Origin of the sequence: Brevundimonas sp., assembly GCF_029946145.1 — a bacterium.
Classification (GTDB): Bacteria; Pseudomonadota; Alphaproteobacteria; order Caulobacterales; family Caulobacteraceae; genus Brevundimonas.
Genome location: NZ_JAQSDY010000028.1, coordinates 25,037 through 39,913 on the forward strand (window position 1 = coordinate 25,037; position 14,877 = coordinate 39,913).

The 14,877-nt window shown below is 68.5% G+C and carries 18 protein-coding genes; 15 read left to right on the plus strand and 3 right to left on the minus strand.

Features of this window, described 5'->3' with window-relative positions; all coding sequences use genetic code 11:
- Nucleotides 1-31 precede the first annotated feature (31 nt).
- From PSV23_RS15080 to PSV23_RS15090, 3 genes are all read left to right on the plus strand, one after another.
- Complete coding sequence (locus PSV23_RS15080; protein WP_300470561.1) at nucleotides 32-685, plus strand: YdeI family protein; 654 nt, start codon at nucleotides 32-34, stop codon at nucleotides 683-685.
- Between the two features lies 1 nt (nucleotide 686).
- Nucleotides 687-1,277, plus strand: a complete 591-nt coding sequence (locus tag PSV23_RS15085; protein ID WP_300470563.1) for a 2'-5' RNA ligase family protein — start codon at nucleotides 687-689, stop codon at nucleotides 1,275-1,277.
- An 85-nt stretch (nucleotides 1,278-1,362) separates the two neighbouring features.
- Nucleotides 1,363-2,763 carry a dicarboxylate/amino acid:cation symporter gene (locus PSV23_RS15090; protein ID WP_300470565.1) on the plus strand — a complete coding sequence of 467 codons (1,401 nt, stop codon included), beginning with the start codon at nucleotides 1,363-1,365 and terminating at the stop codon, nucleotides 2,761-2,763.
- Here the strand turns inward: PSV23_RS15090 and PSV23_RS15095 are convergent.
- Nucleotides 2,760-3,251: a VOC family protein gene (locus tag PSV23_RS15095; protein WP_300470567.1), complete on the minus strand. Its 492-nt coding sequence runs from the start codon at nucleotides 3,249-3,251 to the stop codon at nucleotides 2,760-2,762. The genes PSV23_RS15090 and PSV23_RS15095 overlap by 4 nt on opposite strands.
- A 105-nt stretch (nucleotides 3,252-3,356) precedes the next feature.
- Between PSV23_RS15095 and PSV23_RS15100 the strand changes: the two genes are divergently transcribed.
- Nucleotides 3,357-3,707, plus strand: coding sequence for an arsenate reductase (locus tag PSV23_RS15100; protein WP_300470808.1), 351 nt, complete (start codon nucleotides 3,357-3,359; stop codon nucleotides 3,705-3,707).
- A 208-nt stretch (nucleotides 3,708-3,915) separates the two neighbouring features.
- Entirely contained in the window at nucleotides 3,916-4,392 is a 477-nt protein-coding gene (locus PSV23_RS15105) for a DUF2726 domain-containing protein (RefSeq protein ID WP_300470569.1), read from the plus strand.
- A 20-nt stretch (nucleotides 4,393-4,412) separates the two neighbouring features.
- Here the strand turns inward: PSV23_RS15105 and PSV23_RS15110 are convergent, their stop codons facing one another.
- Nucleotides 4,413-6,692, minus strand: a complete 2,280-nt coding sequence (locus PSV23_RS15110) for a glycoside hydrolase family 3 N-terminal domain-containing protein (RefSeq protein WP_300470572.1) — start codon at nucleotides 6,690-6,692, stop codon at nucleotides 4,413-4,415.
- 85 nt (nucleotides 6,693-6,777) lie between these two features.
- Nucleotides 6,778-7,017 (minus strand): DUF2188 domain-containing protein, encoded by a 240-nt coding sequence (locus PSV23_RS15115; protein ID WP_300470574.1) that lies wholly within the window; start codon nucleotides 7,015-7,017, stop codon nucleotides 6,778-6,780.
- Nucleotides 7,018-7,389: 372 nt separating this feature from the next.
- On the opposite strand from PSV23_RS15115, the gene PSV23_RS15120 reads away from it, so the two are divergent.
- The 10 genes from PSV23_RS15120 (at nucleotide 7,390) to der (ending at nucleotide 14,874) form a co-directional block, all read left to right on the plus strand.
- A complete protein-coding gene (locus PSV23_RS15120) occupies nucleotides 7,390-7,611 on the plus strand; it encodes a hypothetical protein (RefSeq protein WP_300470576.1) in 222 nt (73 codons plus the stop codon).
- Between the two features lie 21 nt (nucleotides 7,612-7,632).
- Nucleotides 7,633-8,172 carry an RNA polymerase sigma factor gene (locus PSV23_RS15125; RefSeq protein ID WP_300470579.1) on the plus strand — a complete coding sequence of 180 codons (540 nt, stop codon included), beginning with the start codon at nucleotides 7,633-7,635 and terminating at the stop codon, nucleotides 8,170-8,172.
- Nucleotides 8,162-8,458 (plus strand): hypothetical protein, encoded by a 297-nt coding sequence (locus PSV23_RS15130; RefSeq protein ID WP_300470581.1) that lies wholly within the window; start codon nucleotides 8,162-8,164, stop codon nucleotides 8,456-8,458. The genes PSV23_RS15125 and PSV23_RS15130 overlap by 11 nt, the downstream gene beginning before the upstream one ends.
- Before the next feature lie 138 nt (nucleotides 8,459-8,596).
- The gene (locus PSV23_RS15135) at nucleotides 8,597-9,004 is read left to right on the plus strand and encodes a DUF6249 domain-containing protein (protein ID WP_300470583.1); all 408 of its coding nucleotides are present in this window, start codon (nucleotides 8,597-8,599) and stop codon (nucleotides 9,002-9,004) included.
- Between the two features lie 25 nt (nucleotides 9,005-9,029).
- Entirely contained in the window at nucleotides 9,030-9,590 is a 561-nt protein-coding gene (locus PSV23_RS15140; RefSeq protein ID WP_300470585.1) for a sigma-70 family RNA polymerase sigma factor, read from the plus strand.
- Nucleotides 9,580-9,999: a hypothetical protein gene (locus PSV23_RS15145; protein WP_300470587.1), complete on the plus strand. Its 420-nt coding sequence runs from the start codon at nucleotides 9,580-9,582 to the stop codon at nucleotides 9,997-9,999. The genes PSV23_RS15140 and PSV23_RS15145 overlap by 11 nt, the downstream gene beginning before the upstream one ends.
- Nucleotides 10,000-10,074: 75 nt before the next feature.
- Nucleotides 10,075-10,911 (plus strand): 3-methyl-2-oxobutanoate hydroxymethyltransferase, encoded by an 837-nt coding sequence (panB, locus tag PSV23_RS15150; protein ID WP_300470590.1) that lies wholly within the window; start codon nucleotides 10,075-10,077, stop codon nucleotides 10,909-10,911.
- 92 nt (nucleotides 10,912-11,003) lie between these two features.
- Nucleotides 11,004-11,768 (plus strand): tetratricopeptide repeat protein, encoded by a 765-nt coding sequence (locus PSV23_RS15155; RefSeq protein ID WP_300470592.1) that lies wholly within the window; start codon nucleotides 11,004-11,006, stop codon nucleotides 11,766-11,768.
- 23 nt (nucleotides 11,769-11,791) lie between these two features.
- Nucleotides 11,792-13,219 (plus strand): PQQ-like beta-propeller repeat protein, encoded by a 1,428-nt coding sequence (locus PSV23_RS15160; protein WP_300470594.1) that lies wholly within the window; start codon nucleotides 11,792-11,794, stop codon nucleotides 13,217-13,219.
- A 32-nt stretch (nucleotides 13,220-13,251) separates the two neighbouring features.
- Nucleotides 13,252-14,874 carry a ribosome biogenesis GTPase Der gene (der, locus tag PSV23_RS15165; RefSeq protein WP_300470598.1) on the plus strand — a complete coding sequence of 541 codons (1,623 nt, stop codon included), beginning with the start codon at nucleotides 13,252-13,254 and terminating at the stop codon, nucleotides 14,872-14,874.
- The last annotated feature ends 3 nt before the right edge of the window (nucleotides 14,875-14,877 follow it).

The window sequence follows — 14,877 nt, forward strand, 5'->3', positions numbered from 1 at the left end:
CGACCGGGAGACGCGGGGACTGAGGTCGTCCATGGCGTTCCTCGCCGGGATTCTGGTCGTCGAGGAGAACAATCGCGTGGCGGCAAAAGGCCCGATCACTGTCGACCCCGCCCAGGTCCGCGAGTTCGCGGACGCCGGGGCGTTCTACGCATGGCTCGGCGAACACCACGCCAGCGAGAACGAGCTCTGGATCAAGATCCACAAGGTCGCTTCGGGCCTGCCCTCCATCACGCCGAAGGAGGCGATCGACGTCGTCCTGTGCTGGGGCTGGATCGACGCCGTGCGCAAGAGCTTCGACGAGACCAGCTATCTGCAACGCTACACGCCGCGGACCAGGACCAGCATCTGGAGCCAGATCAACGTCGACAACGTCACCCGCCTGATCGCGGGGGGCCGGATGACGGAGCACGGCCTGAAAGAGGTCCAGGCGGCGAAGGCCGACGGCCGCTGGGCCCGCGCCTATGGCGGCAGCAAGGACATGGCCATCCCGGATGACCTGCAGGCCGCCATTGACGCCGAGCCGAAGGCGAAAGCCATGCTGGCCAAACTCAGCGCCCAGAACCGCTTCTCCCTGGCCTTCCGCACCCACAACATGAAGACCGAGGCCGGGCGGAAGAAGAAGATCGCCGCCTTCGTGGACATGCTGAAGCGTGGCGAGACGATCTATCCCCAGCGGAACAGCTAACGTGCCGGCCTCCTCCGGCGACCTGTTCGGCAATCCAGCCGCGTCCGCGCAGATCGAGCGCCTCTTCTTCGGGATCATGCTGCCGTCCGACGCGGCTGTGGCGGCCTCGGGCGTGCTGGATGACGCCCGTGGCGAAAGCGGATTGAGAGGGGCTCCCATTCGTGTGGATCGGATGCACATCACCCTGATCCACGTCGGCGACTATGCGGGATCGCTTCCTCGAAGCGTCGTCGAGGACGCCGGAGCGGCCGCCGACGGCCTGTCCGAATCCGCTTTCGACGTAGCCTTCGACCGCGCCGCCAGTTTCGCGGGGGCGCCGGGCAAGCATCCCTGCGTTCTGCTCGGCGACACCGGTCTGGAGGCGCTGACGGCTTTCCGCGACCGGCTCTTCAAGGCGCTCCTTCGCGCCGGCGTCCGCACCCTGTCCCGCGAGGCCTTCACGCCGCATGTGACCCTGACCTACGGCGATCGACAACTGCCCGCACGTCCGGTCGACCCCATCAGCTGGCGGGCGTCGGAGTTCCTGCTGATCCACAGCGAGGTCGGGCGTTCGACCTATCACACGCTCGGCCGCTGGTCCCTTCGCGACTGAAGGGCTCCAGCCGGTGGGAAACCGCCGCCCCAGGTCGTAGGCTGCACCCGGGAATCGCGCTGATGCGCGACGATAGGGAACGGGCATGACGCGCAAGCCGACGACTTCCGACACGCCGCGCAAACGCGCGCGCGCCGCCGTCAAGGTCGCCCCCGGCGTCGCCGTCGAGGCCGCGCCGCCCACGCCGGCGAAGAAGAAGCCGCTGTGGGCCCATCTCTACTTCCAGGTTCTGGCGGCCATCGCCCTCGGTGCCCTGATCGGGCATTTCTGGCCGCTCTTCGGCGAGAGCCTGAAGCCGCTGGGCGACGCCTTCATCCGGCTGGTGAAGATGATCATCGCCCCGGTCATCTTCCTGACCGTGGCCACCGGCATCGCCCACCTTCGCGACCTCGGCCGGCTCGGGAAGGTGGTGGGCAAGGCCTTTGCCTATTTCCTGACCTTCTCGACCCTGGCCCTGATCATCGGCCTGGTCGTCGCCAATGTGGTTCGGCCCGGCGCGGGCATGAACGTGGACCCGGCCACCCTCGATCCGGCCGCGGTCGCGCAATATGCCTCGAAGGCCCACGAGACCTCCATCGTCGGCTTCCTGATGAACATCATCCCCGAGACCGTGGTCGGCGCCTTCGCCGGCGGCGAGATCCTGCAGGTGCTGTTCTTCGCCATCCTGTTCGGCATTTCGCTGGCCGTCATCGGCGATCGCGCCCAGCCCGTCCTGACACTGCTGGAAAGCGTGTCCGAGGCCTTCTTCAAACTGGTCGCCATCCTGATGAAGGCGGCGCCCATCGGGGCCTTCGGGGCCTTCGCCTTCACCATCGGCAAATACGGCATCGAGTCGGTGATCAACCTCGCCGCCCTTGTAGGGACCTTCTACCTGACCTCGGCCCTGTTCGTGGTCGTGGTGCTGGGCGCCGTGGCCCGGTTCAACGGCTTCTCGATCTTCAGGCTGATCCGCTACCTGAAGGAGGAACTGCTGCTGGTCCTCGGGACCTCGTCTTCCGAGGCGGCCCTGCCCAGCCTGATCGAGAAGATGGGCCGCGCCGGTTGCGACAGGTCGGTGGTCGGGCTGGTCGTGCCGACCGGCTATTCCTTCAACCTCGACGGCACCAACATCTACATGACCCTGGCGGCCCTGTTCATCGCCCAGGCCTGCGGCGTGGACCTGTCGCTGGGCGACCAGTTGCTGTTGCTGGCCGTGGCCATGCTGAGCTCCAAGGGAGCTGCGGGGGTCACGGGCGCGGGCTTCATCACCCTGGCCGCGACGCTGGCGGTGGTGCCCTCGGTGCCGGTCGCCGGCATGGCCCTGATCCTCGGCGTCGACCGCTTCATGAGCGAGTGCCGCGCCCTGACCAACTTCATCGGCAACGCGGTCGCCACCATCGTCGTGGCGAAATGGGAGAAGGGCCTGGACCGGGAAGCCCTGAACCGGGCGCTGTCGGGAACGCCCGGTCCGGTCGTGGCCGGCGCCGTGCAGGCGGACGCGGACTAGCCCCGCGCGGCGCGTTCCAGCTCGGCGATGTTCAGCCGTTTCATGTCCATCATGGCCGCGAAAACGCGCGTCCTGACGCCCTCGTCGGGATCCGCCAGAAAGCGGTTCATCGCATAGGGCACGATCTGCCACGACAGGCCGTAGCGATCCTTGACCCAGCCGCACTGTTCGGCCTCGGGCACGGCGGACAGGGCCTCGGTCAGCCGATCGACCTCGGCCTGGTCCTCGCAGTCGATCTGCAGTGAAATGGCTTCGGTGAAGGTGAAATAGGGGCCGCCGTTCAGCGCGGTGTAGCGGGCGCCGGCGAGGGTGAACTCCACCAGCAGGACATCCCCGGCCTTGCCGTTGGGATAATCGCCGAGCGAGCGGATGACGGCGTCGATGCGCGAATCCGGAAGCAGCGACACATAGAAGTTCACGGCTTCTTCGGCCTGCTTGTCGAACCACAGGCAGGGCATGACCTTCTGGCGAGGAGGGAGGGCTGTCATCGGGCGTCTCCTTTGCTGACCGGCGGTGTATATTAAACTCAACGGTTAAATGCAAGCGACGACGACGGCTTGCGGTTCCGGCGCGTCGTCGCCACACAGGCCGCCATGACCCCGACTCTCTACGGCATCTCCAACTGCGACACGGTCAGGAAGGCCCGCGTCTGGCTGACCGGGCACGGCGTGACCCATGACTTCCACGACTACAGGAAGGGCGGGATCGACCGTGCGCGGCTCGAGGGCTGGGTGGCCTCGCATGGCTGGGAGACGGTGCTGAACCGCGCCGGCACGACGTTCAAGGCCTTGCCGGATGCGGACAAGATCGGCCTCGACGCGGCGAAGGCCATCGACCTGATGCTGGCCCGGCCGTCGATGATCAAACGCCCGGTGCTGGATCTGGGAGACCGGACTCTGGTCGGCTTCAAACCTGACATCTACGCTGCGGCCATCGCCCCGTGACCGCTGTTAGCCTTGTCGTTTAAGCGCGCGGCAACTCCGCGCGCGCACGCTGAAGGTGCGGAGCTCGCGCGAGGGGTGTGATCCCATGTCGGATCAACAGACTATCCTGGTCGTCCTGATTGTCCTGGCGGCATTCCTGGCGGGACTGGGAATGTCTCGCCCGTCGGTGCGTCGCGGTCGTCCGATCTGGCGGAGCCGGCCGGCGACGGTGCGGCCGACAAAGGCCCGCGCGGATCGTGCAATCCCCGATGCGGCGGAGCAGCTCCGAACCGTGATGTCCGCGACGTTCAAGCGCCAGCGCCTCATGTCGCCCGATGAGGCGCGGGTCTTCCGGACCGCTGAGGCCGTCGTCCAGAGACTGGACCTGAAATGGCGTGTCATGGCGCAGGTCAGCCTCGGCGAGGTTCTGTCGTCCGCCGACCCGGCCGCTTATGCGACCATCAACAGCAAGCGCGTCGATATCCTGCTGATCTCGGCCTCAGGACACCCCTTGGCGGCCATCGAATATCAAGGCAGCGGCCATTACCTCGGTACGGCCGCCGCGAGGGACGCTGTCAAGAAAGAGGCGCTGCGGCGGGCCGGGGTCGCTTACATCGAGATCACGCCTGATCATGACGTAGCTGATCATCTGGCGCGTGAATTCACGCGCGTTTCGGCCAGCGTGAACCTGGGCGTCGCGGCCTGATCCGGGCCCGGATCTGCTGATCAGCGCGTCAGGGCGAAAGACGCCGGTTCCCCGCTCTGGGCGTCGGCGCTGAGCCAGACGTCAAACAGCCCCGGCTCCACGGTCGGTCGCAGGTCCGGGCCGAGGAAGCTCAGCTCGGCGAACGTCAGCGGCATGGCTGCCTCCACCGATCCGCCCGCCGGCACGGTCACCCGGCGGAACGTCTTCAGCAGCCGCACCGGCTGGGTGATCGAGGCGGTCTTGTCGCGGATGTACAGCTGGACCACCTCGGACGCAGCGCGGGACCCGGTGTTGGTCAGGGTGACGGAGGCGGTGATCTCGCCGTTCCACGCCATGGTCGGCGCCGACAGACGAACCGGCGAATACTGCACCGCCCCATAGGTCAGGCCGTGCCCGAACGGGTAGAGCGCCAGATGCGGCGTCTCGCGGAATTTCGAGGTGAACTCCCGGTCCGTCGGCCGCGACGGCCGCCCGGTCGCCTTGTGCGCATAATAGAAGGGCGACTGCCCCGACCGGTGCGGGAAGCTGACCGGCAGTCGACCGGTCGGCGCATGGTCTCCGAATAGCACGTCGGCCACCGCATTCCCCGTCTCCGAACCCAGGAACCAGGTGACCAGAATGGCCGGCGCATCCTTGACCGCCCCCACCAGCTCCATGCCCCGGCCGTTGCGCAGCAGGACGACGACGGGCTTGCCGGTCGCCGCCACGGCCTCGGCAAGCGCCAGTTGCGGCGCGGGAATGCCGATGTCGACGCGGGACTTGGATTCGGCCGACATCTCTGTGGACTCGCCGATCGCCAGCAGCACCACGTCCGCCTGACCCGCCGCCATCACCGCCGCCTCGATCCCGCCGGCCAGCGGCGCCTCGACGTCCGAGCCCTTGACCACGGTCAGGCTGGAGCCTTCGCCCAGCGCCGACCGCAGGCCCTGTTCAAGCGACACCGCCAGCTTCGGATCCTTGAAGATCGACCATGGGCCGAACAGGTCCGTCGCATCCGCCCCGAACGGCCCGATCAGGGCGTACCGCTTGCCCGCCTTTGGCAAGGGCAGCAGTCCGCCGTCGTTCTTCAGCATCACGATCGACTTGCGCCCGGCCTCGCGCGCCAGGGCCAGATGCTCGCGGCTGCCGTGCACCCGGCGCTCCATGCGCACGTCCGAGCCGCGGTAGGGATTGTCGAACAGGCCCAGCGCCGCCTTGGTCATCAGCACCCGTCGAACGGCCTCTTCCACCCGCGCGATCGGCACGTCGCCGGATTGAACCAGCTCCGGGATGTGTTTGAGGTAAAGCCCGCTCTTCATCGACATGTCGACGCCGGCCATCAGGGCCAGCCGCGCCGCGTCGCGCCCGTCGGCGGCGTAGCCGTGGGCGATCAGTTCCTGTTCCGATGTATAGTCCGACACCACGAAGCCGGCGAAGCCCCATTCGCCGCGCAGGATGTCAGTCATCAGCCATCTGTTGCCGCTGGCGGGCACGCCATTCAGGTCGTTGAAGGCGCTCATCGTCGACAGGGCGCCCGCGTCGAAGGCGGCCTTGAACGGCGGCAGATAGACCGAGCGCAGCTCCAGCTCGCTCATGTCGGTGGAATTGTAGTCCATACCCGCCTCGGCGGCGCCGTAGGCGGCGAAATGCTTGGGACAGGCCAGCAGCGACGACCAGGCCTTCAGGTCATCGCCCTGGAAGCCCCGCGTCCGCGCCGCCGCGAACAGATTGCCCAGCAACACGTCCTCGCCCGCGCCTTCAACCACCCGGCCCCAGCGCTGGTCGCGTCCGACGTCGACCATGGGAGCATAGGTCTGGTGCACGCCCGAGGCTCCGCCCTCGACGGCGGCGGCGCGCGCCGTGCGCATGGCCAGGTCCGTGTCCCAGCTGGCGGCCTCGCCCAGCGGCACTGGGAAGGTCGTGCGCAGGCCATGCACGATGTCGGCGGCGAACAGCAGGGGAATCCCCAGCCGGCTGTTCCTGACCGCCATCTCCTGCACCATCCGCGTGCCCTGGGCCCCCACGCCGTTGAACAGGGCGCCGATCCGGCCCGCGCGGATGTCGGCGGCCACGGCGGCCTGATCCGGGTTCAGGTCGCCGGGATTCACCCCCTCCGGCCGCCAGCGGAAGGGGTCATTCAGCAGGTTCAGCTGGCCGGCCTTCTCCTCGATCGTCATGCGCGCGATCAGTCCGTTGACCCGGTCCAGATCCGCCGCGGCCTGCGCCGCCGCGATCCGCGGCGCCATGACCAGGCCGGCGGTCATCGCGCCTCCGGCCAGAAGCGCGCGGCGGGTGGGGGCGGGGGAGGACGCGTGACGCATGTAACCGGTTTCCGCTGACAGGGCGGCCAGACCTAACGGCCGGGTTCGCCCGCGCCTAGCCTCGGCCGATCACAAGCGGTTGCGATCAGCCTTCGACCTCGACCTCGGGCCGGTCGTGACCGTCGGCGCGTTCGGTGATCCAGCGGCCCGAGGCGTCGGCGTATTCGATCAGGGCGTCCTCGTCCGGCACCTTCTGCTCCCGGGCCACGGCGACGGCCGCCGCTCGCGCCGAATCGTGGGTCGGATAGGTCTCGGAATAGGTGCCGCCCGACTGATAGGCCCAGCCTCCGTCATGCTCGACGATGCGATAGGTGATCTGGACCATGCGGGGCTCCTGTGCGGATCAAGTGTCCGCCAGCGAACGCGAGGCCGCAAGATGGGTTGCGACCGCCGCCCGGGGCAAGGCTCCGGAAAATTCCACGGGACCGCATCCGCTGGCGCGTGCGGCGCCGACTACCCTATGAAAGCGCGGGCATGGCGTCCGGCGTCTGAGGGATGAAGATCATGGAAGACCTGTTCCGTTCTTACTGGTGGCTGCTGTTCCCGCTGGCCTGGTTCGTGTTCGGCGGCTTCTCGAGCTTCCTCAACTATCGGCGCCAGAAGGATACGCTGAAGCTGATCCAGACCTATGCCGAGCGCGGTCAGGAGCCGCCCGCGGCCCTGCTCAAGGTGCTGGAGCGCCCGATCGATTCGAACGATGACGCCTGGCAGATGCGCAGCGCGCGGCAGGGCCGGCGACGGGTCCTGGTTCTCCGTGGTGCTGTTCGGGGTCATGGCGGCAGGCTTCGCCTATGCCAGCTGGTCCGACATCTACGGCGCCGGCGAGGCCTTCCTGATCGTCAGCTTCGTGCTCGGGGCCCTTTGCCTCGCCTCGCTGGTCTCGGCCCTGCGCAGCGGCGGACGCGGTCCGCGGAACTGATGCCGCCCGGGAACGCGCGCCATGGGGGGATTTCACAGCGACGCCGAGCTGGTGAGCCGCGCGCTCGCCGGCTCGGACGCCGCGTTTTCGCGGCTGGTCGAGCGACATCAGGCGGCCGTTCGCGGCTTTCTGCGCCGCGCGCTGCGCGGGGGCTGGGCCGAGGCGGACGACGTGGCTCAGGATGCTTTCCTCGCCGCATGGCGGTCGCTGAGGTCGCTCAGAGACCCGGCCGGGGTCCGCGCCTGGCTGTGCGGCATCGCCTGGCGCAAGGCCCAGGACCGGATCCGTGCGTCGCGCCGGGGCGCGGCCCGCGACGGCGCCTGGCTGGAAGCGGTCGCACCGCCCGCGGGCGTGTCTCACGAGGACCGGCTGTCCATGGCCGCCGCCATGACCGACCTGCCGCCGGACGTCCGCGCCTGTGTCGCCCTGTGCCTGGCGGACGGCTGGTCGCACGGCGAGGCGTCGGTCGCCCTGGGCTTGCCTCTGGGCACGGTGAAGTCGCATGTTGCCCGCGGTCGGACGCGGCTGCTGAAAGCGCTCGGAGGAACCGATGACGCCTGAACAGAAACTCCAGGCCCTGTTCGCCGCCGAAACGCCCCCGGCGCGCGACTACGCCTTCCAGGCGCGGATCGCCCAGCGGATCGCCCTGCGCCGGGCATGGATGACCGTCGCGGCCCTTGTCCCCTGGGGGGTGGCCGCCATCGCCATCCTGTGGGCCCTGAGTCCGGTCGTTGGTCCGCTGACCGAGGATATCGCCGCCCTGATCCCCGCCGCCGCCATGCTGGCGGGGGTGGCGGTCAGCGCCATGGCCGCCCTGGCCCTGGCGCGCCGGTTCAGCGCAGCCTGACGGTCGCCGCCACGCCGGACGCCCTCGCCTTACGAAAGTTTCACCTCGCCGTCCGCATCCATGGAGCCTCTTCACAGCCTCTTGTCGTCAGAAGCCCGAAGCATCACGCTCCGGTCTGACGAAAGAGGGGATACCCACATGGAAGACTTCATCCCGCTGGTGGCCATTCTGTCGGTCTTCGGCTCGATCACCGCCATTATCTTCGGCCCCACCTATCTGAAGTTCCGCGAACGCCGCGAAACCCAGGAGACGGTCCGTCGCGCCATCGACAAGGGGCAGGACCTGCCGCCTGAAGTTCTCGACGCCCTGACCAAGGACGTCACCAAGAACCTGCCCTCGCGGACCCGCGACATCCGCCGCGGCATCATCTGGCTGGCGGTCGGCATCGGCATCGCCGCCTTCGGCCTGATCAACGATATGGGCTTTAACGGCGAACACGACTGGGGCGGTAACGTCGGCGACGGCCTGCTGGGCGTCGCGGCCATCCCGGTCACCGTCGGACTGGCCTATCTGGTCCTGAGCTTCTTCAACAAGAACAAGGACTGAGCCGGGTCGGACAGGGGGACTGATCATGACCCAACCTCTGATCGACCGGCACGATGTCGAGCTCGCCGCCCTCGCGGCGGCGGGCGGACGGCGGGAGTTCGGCGAGCTGGTGCGCCGCCACGGTTCGGCGGTGCGCGGCCTGCTGCGGCGGATGGGGGCTCAGCCCTCCCTCGCCGACGACATCGCCCAGGACGCCTTCATCCAGGCGTTCGAGCGGTGCGCGGAGTTCCGCGGCGAGGGCACTTTCGCCGCCTGGGTCAAGCGGATCGCGGCGCGCCTGTACATCAAGCGTGTTGCAAAGGAAGCCCGTTACATCGCTGAAGTCGAACAGGAAGATGTCGCGCCCGCCGCCGATCAGGCGGGCCTGATGGATCTCGACGAAGCCCTCAAGGGTCTCAGCGAGCCCGAACGACTGTGTGTCTCCCTTTGTCACGGGGCCGGCATGGCGCATCCAGAGATCGCCGCCGCCCTGAATTTGCCACTCGGCACGGTGAAGTCTCATGTCAAACGTGGTCTGGATAAACTCCGCGCGCGGCTACAACCGCAATCCGCGCAGTCCGTGGGAGGAACGCAGCATGTCGGCTGACGAGTTCGATCCCGAAATCGAGCGCCTTTTCGCGCGCACCCCGCATCTGGCCGATGCGGCCCTGTTCAACGCCCGGGTCGAGCAACGCCTGCAGAAGGGCTCCCGCGTCCGCTTCTTCGCCCTGGGCCTCGCCGGGGCCGTCGGCGGCGTCGTGGCGGTTCGCGAGACCATGAGCGTGAACCTGGGTCTGGGCGAAGGCGACGGTGTGGTCGCGGGTGACGCCCTCGGTCAGGGCATCCGCTCCACCTCGCTCAGCGTCCAGAGCACGGTCCAGAGTGGTCTGGACCAGTTCGGTCTGGGCAATCTGGAACTGGGCTCCATGGGCGGCATGCAGCTGTTCTGGATCGCCGCCGGCGCCCTGATCGCCCTGGCCGCGGCCGGGGTGATGAAGCTGTCGCAGGAGATGTGATCCCGCCCCGTCGTCCCCCAGGGATGACGGGGAGCGGCCGCGTCGCTATCTAGGTCCCCGAACAGGAGGACCGCCATGTCCAGCCAGAAGCAGGAAACCGTCCGCCGCCTCGCCGCGCCCGACATCCGCAACCGCAAGGGCGGCGAGCCGATCGTCTGCCTGACGGCCTATGACGCCCCCACGGCGGCCCTGCTGGACGACCATTGCGACCTGCTGCTGGTCGGCGACAGCGTCGGCATGGTGGTGCACGGCATGCCAAACACCGTTGGCGTCACCCTGGAGATGATGATTCTCCACGGCCAGGCCGTCATGCGCGGCTCGAGGAAGGCCATGGTCGTCATCGACATGCCGTTCGGCAGCTATGAGGGCGGCAAGGAGCTGGCCTACGAAAACTGCGCCCGCGTCATGAAGGAGACGGGCGCCCAGGGCGTGAAGCTGGAAAGCGGCCCGACCGTCGCGGAAACCATCGCCTATCTGGTCCAGCGCGGCATTCCGGTCATGGGCCACGTCGGCCTGCGGCCCCAGGCCGTGCTGACGGACGGCGCCTTCAAGGCCAAGGGCCGGACCGACGAAGAGCGGCTTCGCGTCATGTCGGAAGCCGAGGCCACCGCTGACGCCGGGGCCTTTTCCATCGTCATCGAGGGCGTGGCCGAGGGCCTGGCCCGCGACATCACCGCGGCCGTCGACAAGCCGACGATCGGCATCGGCGCCTCGTCCGCCTGCGACGGTCAGATACTCGTCACGCCCGACATGCTGGGCCTGTTCGACTGGACGCCGAAATTCGTCCGCCGCTACGCCGATATGCGCGGCGAGATCGACCGGGCCGTCGCCGCCTACGCCGCCGACGTGAAAGCCCGCCGTTTTCCTGCCGAAGTCGAGACCTACTTCTCGAAAAAGCCCGTCACGCCCTAAGGGCTGCGTTGCGGCGGGCAGGCTGACCCTCTAGGGTCCGGCCGGATTGAAATTCGACGGCCTGAGCGCCGTTTTCCGGGGGCGACGTATCCGTGGTTGATGTTTTCGAGCAGGTCGAGGAGGAGCTCCGCTCCGACCGCTACAAGCGGCTCGCCCGCACCTGGCTGCCGGTCGCCGGCGGCGTGCTTCTGGTCGCCCTGATCGCCGCCCTGGCCTTCTGGGGCTGGGACAGTCTGCAGACGTCGAAGGCCGACAAGGCTTCGGTCGCCTACGACCGCGGCATGGAATCGATGCAGGCCAACAACCCGGTCGGCGCCGACGCCGCCTTCACCCAGGCGGCCAGGGACGGCAACGGCGCCTACAAGGCCATGGCCCTGATGGCGCGCGCCGGCATCGCCGTCGACGCCAACCGCATCCCCGACGCCATCGCCCGCTTCGACGAGGCGGCCAGGGCTTCCAGCGATCCGCTGCTGCATGACGCCGCCGTGCTCAAGGCCGCCTGGCTGGCCATGGACACCGAAACCCTCGCCCGGATCGAGGCCCGCCTCGAGCCGATCGCGAAGGATGGCCGCCCGTTCAGCGCCTTCGCGCTCGAGGCCCTGGCCATGGCGCGGCTCCAGAACGGTCAGGTCGCGCCGGCGCGTGAAGCGCTGGTGCTGCTCAAGAACGGTCTCGACACTCCCGAGATCGTCAGCCAGCGCGCTGATCTGACCATCGCCGCCATCGATTCCGGGGCCGCGGCGAACCTGAAGAAGATCGTCGACGCCCAACGCAGCCTTCCCGTGGCTCCTCCGGCCAGTCCCGCCGCCGCTTCGCCGGCCGGGCCTGCGCCCGCCGCCGCTCCGGCCCGCCCGTGATCCCCGCTTCCAGGACGTCCGCCATGAATCGCGTGCTCAAAGTCGCCCTTCTGAGCGGTGTCGCCGCCGCCGTCGCCTCGTGCAGTACGGTGCGTGACGCCCTGCCGTTCGGTCTGGGCGGCGCCAAGGAACCCCAGGCCACGGCCTCCGCGGGTCAGCGGATCTCGGTTCTGGAGTTCGAACAGCAGCTGGCGCCGTCGGCCGCCCTGTCCGGCCGCGACTTCTTCATTCCCGGCCCCCAGGCCGCGACGGCCTGGACCCAGCCCGGCGGCAACGCCGAGAATTCGGTCGAGCATGTCATCGCCGCCCCCGAGTTCGTCGTCGCCTGGCGGCGCGGAGTCGGCGCGGGCTCGTCGCGTACGCGTCAGGTCATGGCTCCTGTCGTGGCCGACAATGGCCGTGTCTTCGTGCTGGACGGCGAGTCCACGGTGTCGGCGCTCGACGCCGGCACGGGCGCCCAGGCCTGGAAGGTCGACATCAAGCCGGATGAGCGCGAAGGCGGCGGCCGCGGGTGGCTGGGCTTCGGCGGCGGCGGCACGACCGGCGGCGGCTTCGGCGGCGGCGTCGCCGTGGGCGGCGGCAAGGTCTTCGTCTCGTCCGGCTATCGCACCATGACGGCCCTCGACCAGACCACGGGCGCGGTCGTCTGGACCACGCCGGTGGACGTGCCGATCCACGGCGCCCCGACCGTGGCGGGCGGCCGGGTGTTCGTGGTCGACGTCGAAAATCAGATCCAGGCCTTCGACACCACCACCGGCGCCCAGGTCTGGTCGTATCGCGGCATCCCCGAGCCGGCCCGCATCATGCGCGCCTCCAGCCCGGCCGTGACCGGCGACACCGTGATCGCGCCCTTCTCGTCGGGCGAGGTCGTGGCCCTGCGCGCCTCGACCGGCCAGGCCGTCTGGCAGCAGGTCCTGTCGCGCACCAGCCGCACCAGCGCCCTGTCCGAGATCCGCGACATCGCCGGTCGTCCCGTGATCAGCCGCGGCACGGTCTACGCCGTCAGCCACTCGGGCGTGCTGCAGGCCATGGACATCCGTTCCGGCCAGCCCAAATGGGCGCCCCTGCCGATCGCGGGCGTCAACGCGCCCCTGCCGGTCGGCGACGTCATCTATGTCGTGTCCAAGGACGGCGAACTGACCGTCATCAACCGCGACAGCGGCCAGATCTACTGGAGCCGCGACCTCAACGAGGGCCGCGTGCGTCAGGAAGGCGGCTATTTCGGCTTCTGGGATCGGACCGTTCGGCCGGAATGGTCGGGGCCGCTGCTGGCCTCCAACCGTCTGGTCCTGACCAATTCGGACGGTGAACTGGTCGCCTTCGATCCCAAGACCGGCGCGCAGACGGCCTCGCTCAAACTGGGCGCCGGAGCCGTCTATCTGGCCCCGGCCGCCTACAACGGCGCGCTGTACGTCCTCTCCGACAACGGCGACCTCGTCAGCATTCGCTGACGCCGGACCACAAACTGCGTTAGAAGGCCGACATGGCTCTCAAAGTCGCCATCGTCGGCCGCCCCAATGTGGGCAAGTCGACACTGTTCAATCGTCTCGTCGGCAAGCGCCTCGCGCTGGTCGATGACCGCCCGGGCGTGACCCGCGACCGTCGCTACGCCGACGGCAACATCGGCGACATGGACCTGACCCTGATCGACACCGCCGGCTATGAGGACGTCACCGACGACAGCCTCGAATCGCGGATGCGTGAACAGACCGAGGCGGCGCTGGAAGACGGCGACCTGATCCTGTTCATGATGGACGCCCGCGAGGGCGTGACCTCGCTGGACCAGATCTTCGCCGAACGGCTGCGCAAACAGCACAAGCCCGTCATCCTGCTGGCCAACAAGTCCGAGAGTCGCGAGAGCGGCGGCGGCATCGGCGAGTCCTGGTCGCTGGGCTTCGGCGAACCCGTCGCCATCTCCGCCGAGCACGGCGAGGGCATGGCCGACCTCTATGCCGCCATCGTCGCCGCCAGCGCCGACATCTTCATTGAAGAGGTCGACGAGCCCGACAAGCCGATCCGCATCGCCATTATCGGCCGTCCCAACGCCGGCAAATCGACCCTGATCAACCGCCTGATCGGCGAGGATCGCATGCTGACCGGCCCCGAGGCCGGCATCACCCGCGACTCCATCTCGGTCGACTGGGAATACGAAGGCCAGAATATCCGTCTGGTCGACACCGCCGGCATGCGCCGCAAGGCCCGGGTGCAGGAGAAGCTGGAGAAGCTGTCGGTCGCCGACACCATCCGCGCCATCACCTTCGCCGAGGTGGTCGTACTGGTCATGGACAAGGACGACGCCTTCGACACCCAGGACCTGCAGCTGGCCGACCTGGTCGAGCGCGAGGGCAGGGCCCTGGTCTATGTCGCCGCCAAATGGGACCTCGAGACCGAGCCCCAGGCCAAACTGGCCAAACTGACCCAGATGGCCGAGGACAAGCTGCCCCAGCTGAAGGGCTCGCCCTTCGTCGCCCTGTCCTCGCACAGCGGCCGCGGCGTCGAACGGCTGATGCCCGCCGTGCTCCAGGCCCACGCCACCTGGTCGGTCAAGGTCAAGACCAAGGACCTCAACACCTGGCTGGCCCTGGCGACCCAGAGACATCCGCCCCCCGCCGTCGACGGCAAGCGGATCAAGCCCAAATACATGGCCCAGACCAAGGCCCGCCCGCCGACCTTCGTGCTGATGGCCAGCCGCGCCGAGTCCATGCCCGAGCAGTACAAGCGCTATCTGGTCAACAATCTGCGCGAATCCTTCGACCTGCCGGGCACCCCGATCCGCCTGCTGGTCAAGTCGGGCAGCGAGAACCCCTATGCGCCGGGCGGCTCCAAGTCGGGCCCCGAACGCTACAAGGGCGACGCCAAGACCGCGCCGCGCAAGGTCATCAAGAAAGCCGAACGCGCCGAGATGCTGTCCAACCTGCCCGGCAAGGCGCTGGAGCAGAAGAAGGCCGGTAAGACGAAGCTCAAGCCGCTGGCGGGGCTGAAAGCCAGCGCCAACAAGAAGGCCGGCTCGTCCGTCGCCGTCCAGAAGGGCGCGCGCGGCGGGGCGAGGCAGGTTTCGCGGTCGGGCCGGGTGCGGACGGGGCAGAAGCACCTGCCGAAGAAGTAGGGC

Bases quoted from the DNA above. Each gene is read 5' to 3' on its own strand.
- PSV23_RS15080 (WP_300470561.1), top strand. From the start codon at position 32: ATGGCGTTCCTCGCCGGGATTCTGGTCGTCGAGGAGAACAATCGCGTG.
- PSV23_RS15090 (WP_300470565.1), top strand. From the start codon at position 1,363: ATGACGCGCAAGCCGACGACTTCCGACACGCCGCGCAAACGCGCGCGC.
- PSV23_RS15095 (WP_300470567.1), bottom strand. From the start codon at position 3,251: ATGACAGCCCTCCCTCCTCGCCAGAAGGTCATGCCCTGCCTGTGGTTC.
- PSV23_RS15100 (WP_300470808.1), top strand. From the start codon at position 3,357: ATGACCCCGACTCTCTACGGCATCTCCAACTGCGACACGGTCAGGAAG.
- PSV23_RS15110 (WP_300470572.1), bottom strand. From the start codon at position 6,692: ATGCGTCACGCGTCCTCCCCCGCCCCCACCCGCCGCGCGCTTCTGGCC.
- PSV23_RS15115 (WP_300470574.1), bottom strand. From the start codon at position 7,017: ATGGTCCAGATCACCTATCGCATCGTCGAGCATGACGGAGGCTGGGCC.
- PSV23_RS15120 (WP_300470576.1), top strand. From the start codon at position 7,390: ATGACGCCTGGCAGATGCGCAGCGCGCGGCAGGGCCGGCGACGGGTCC.
- PSV23_RS15125 (WP_300470579.1), top strand. From the start codon at position 7,633: ATGGGGGGATTTCACAGCGACGCCGAGCTGGTGAGCCGCGCGCTCGCC.
- PSV23_RS15130 (WP_300470581.1), top strand. From the start codon at position 8,162: ATGACGCCTGAACAGAAACTCCAGGCCCTGTTCGCCGCCGAAACGCCC.
- PSV23_RS15135 (WP_300470583.1), top strand. From the start codon at position 8,597: ATGGAAGACTTCATCCCGCTGGTGGCCATTCTGTCGGTCTTCGGCTCG.
- PSV23_RS15140 (WP_300470585.1), top strand. From the start codon at position 9,030: ATGACCCAACCTCTGATCGACCGGCACGATGTCGAGCTCGCCGCCCTC.
- PSV23_RS15145 (WP_300470587.1), top strand. From the start codon at position 9,580: ATGTCGGCTGACGAGTTCGATCCCGAAATCGAGCGCCTTTTCGCGCGC.
- panB (WP_300470590.1), top strand. From the start codon at position 10,075: ATGTCCAGCCAGAAGCAGGAAACCGTCCGCCGCCTCGCCGCGCCCGAC.
- PSV23_RS15160 (WP_300470594.1), top strand. From the start codon at position 11,792: ATGAATCGCGTGCTCAAAGTCGCCCTTCTGAGCGGTGTCGCCGCCGCC.
- der (WP_300470598.1), top strand. From the start codon at position 13,252: ATGGCTCTCAAAGTCGCCATCGTCGGCCGCCCCAATGTGGGCAAGTCG.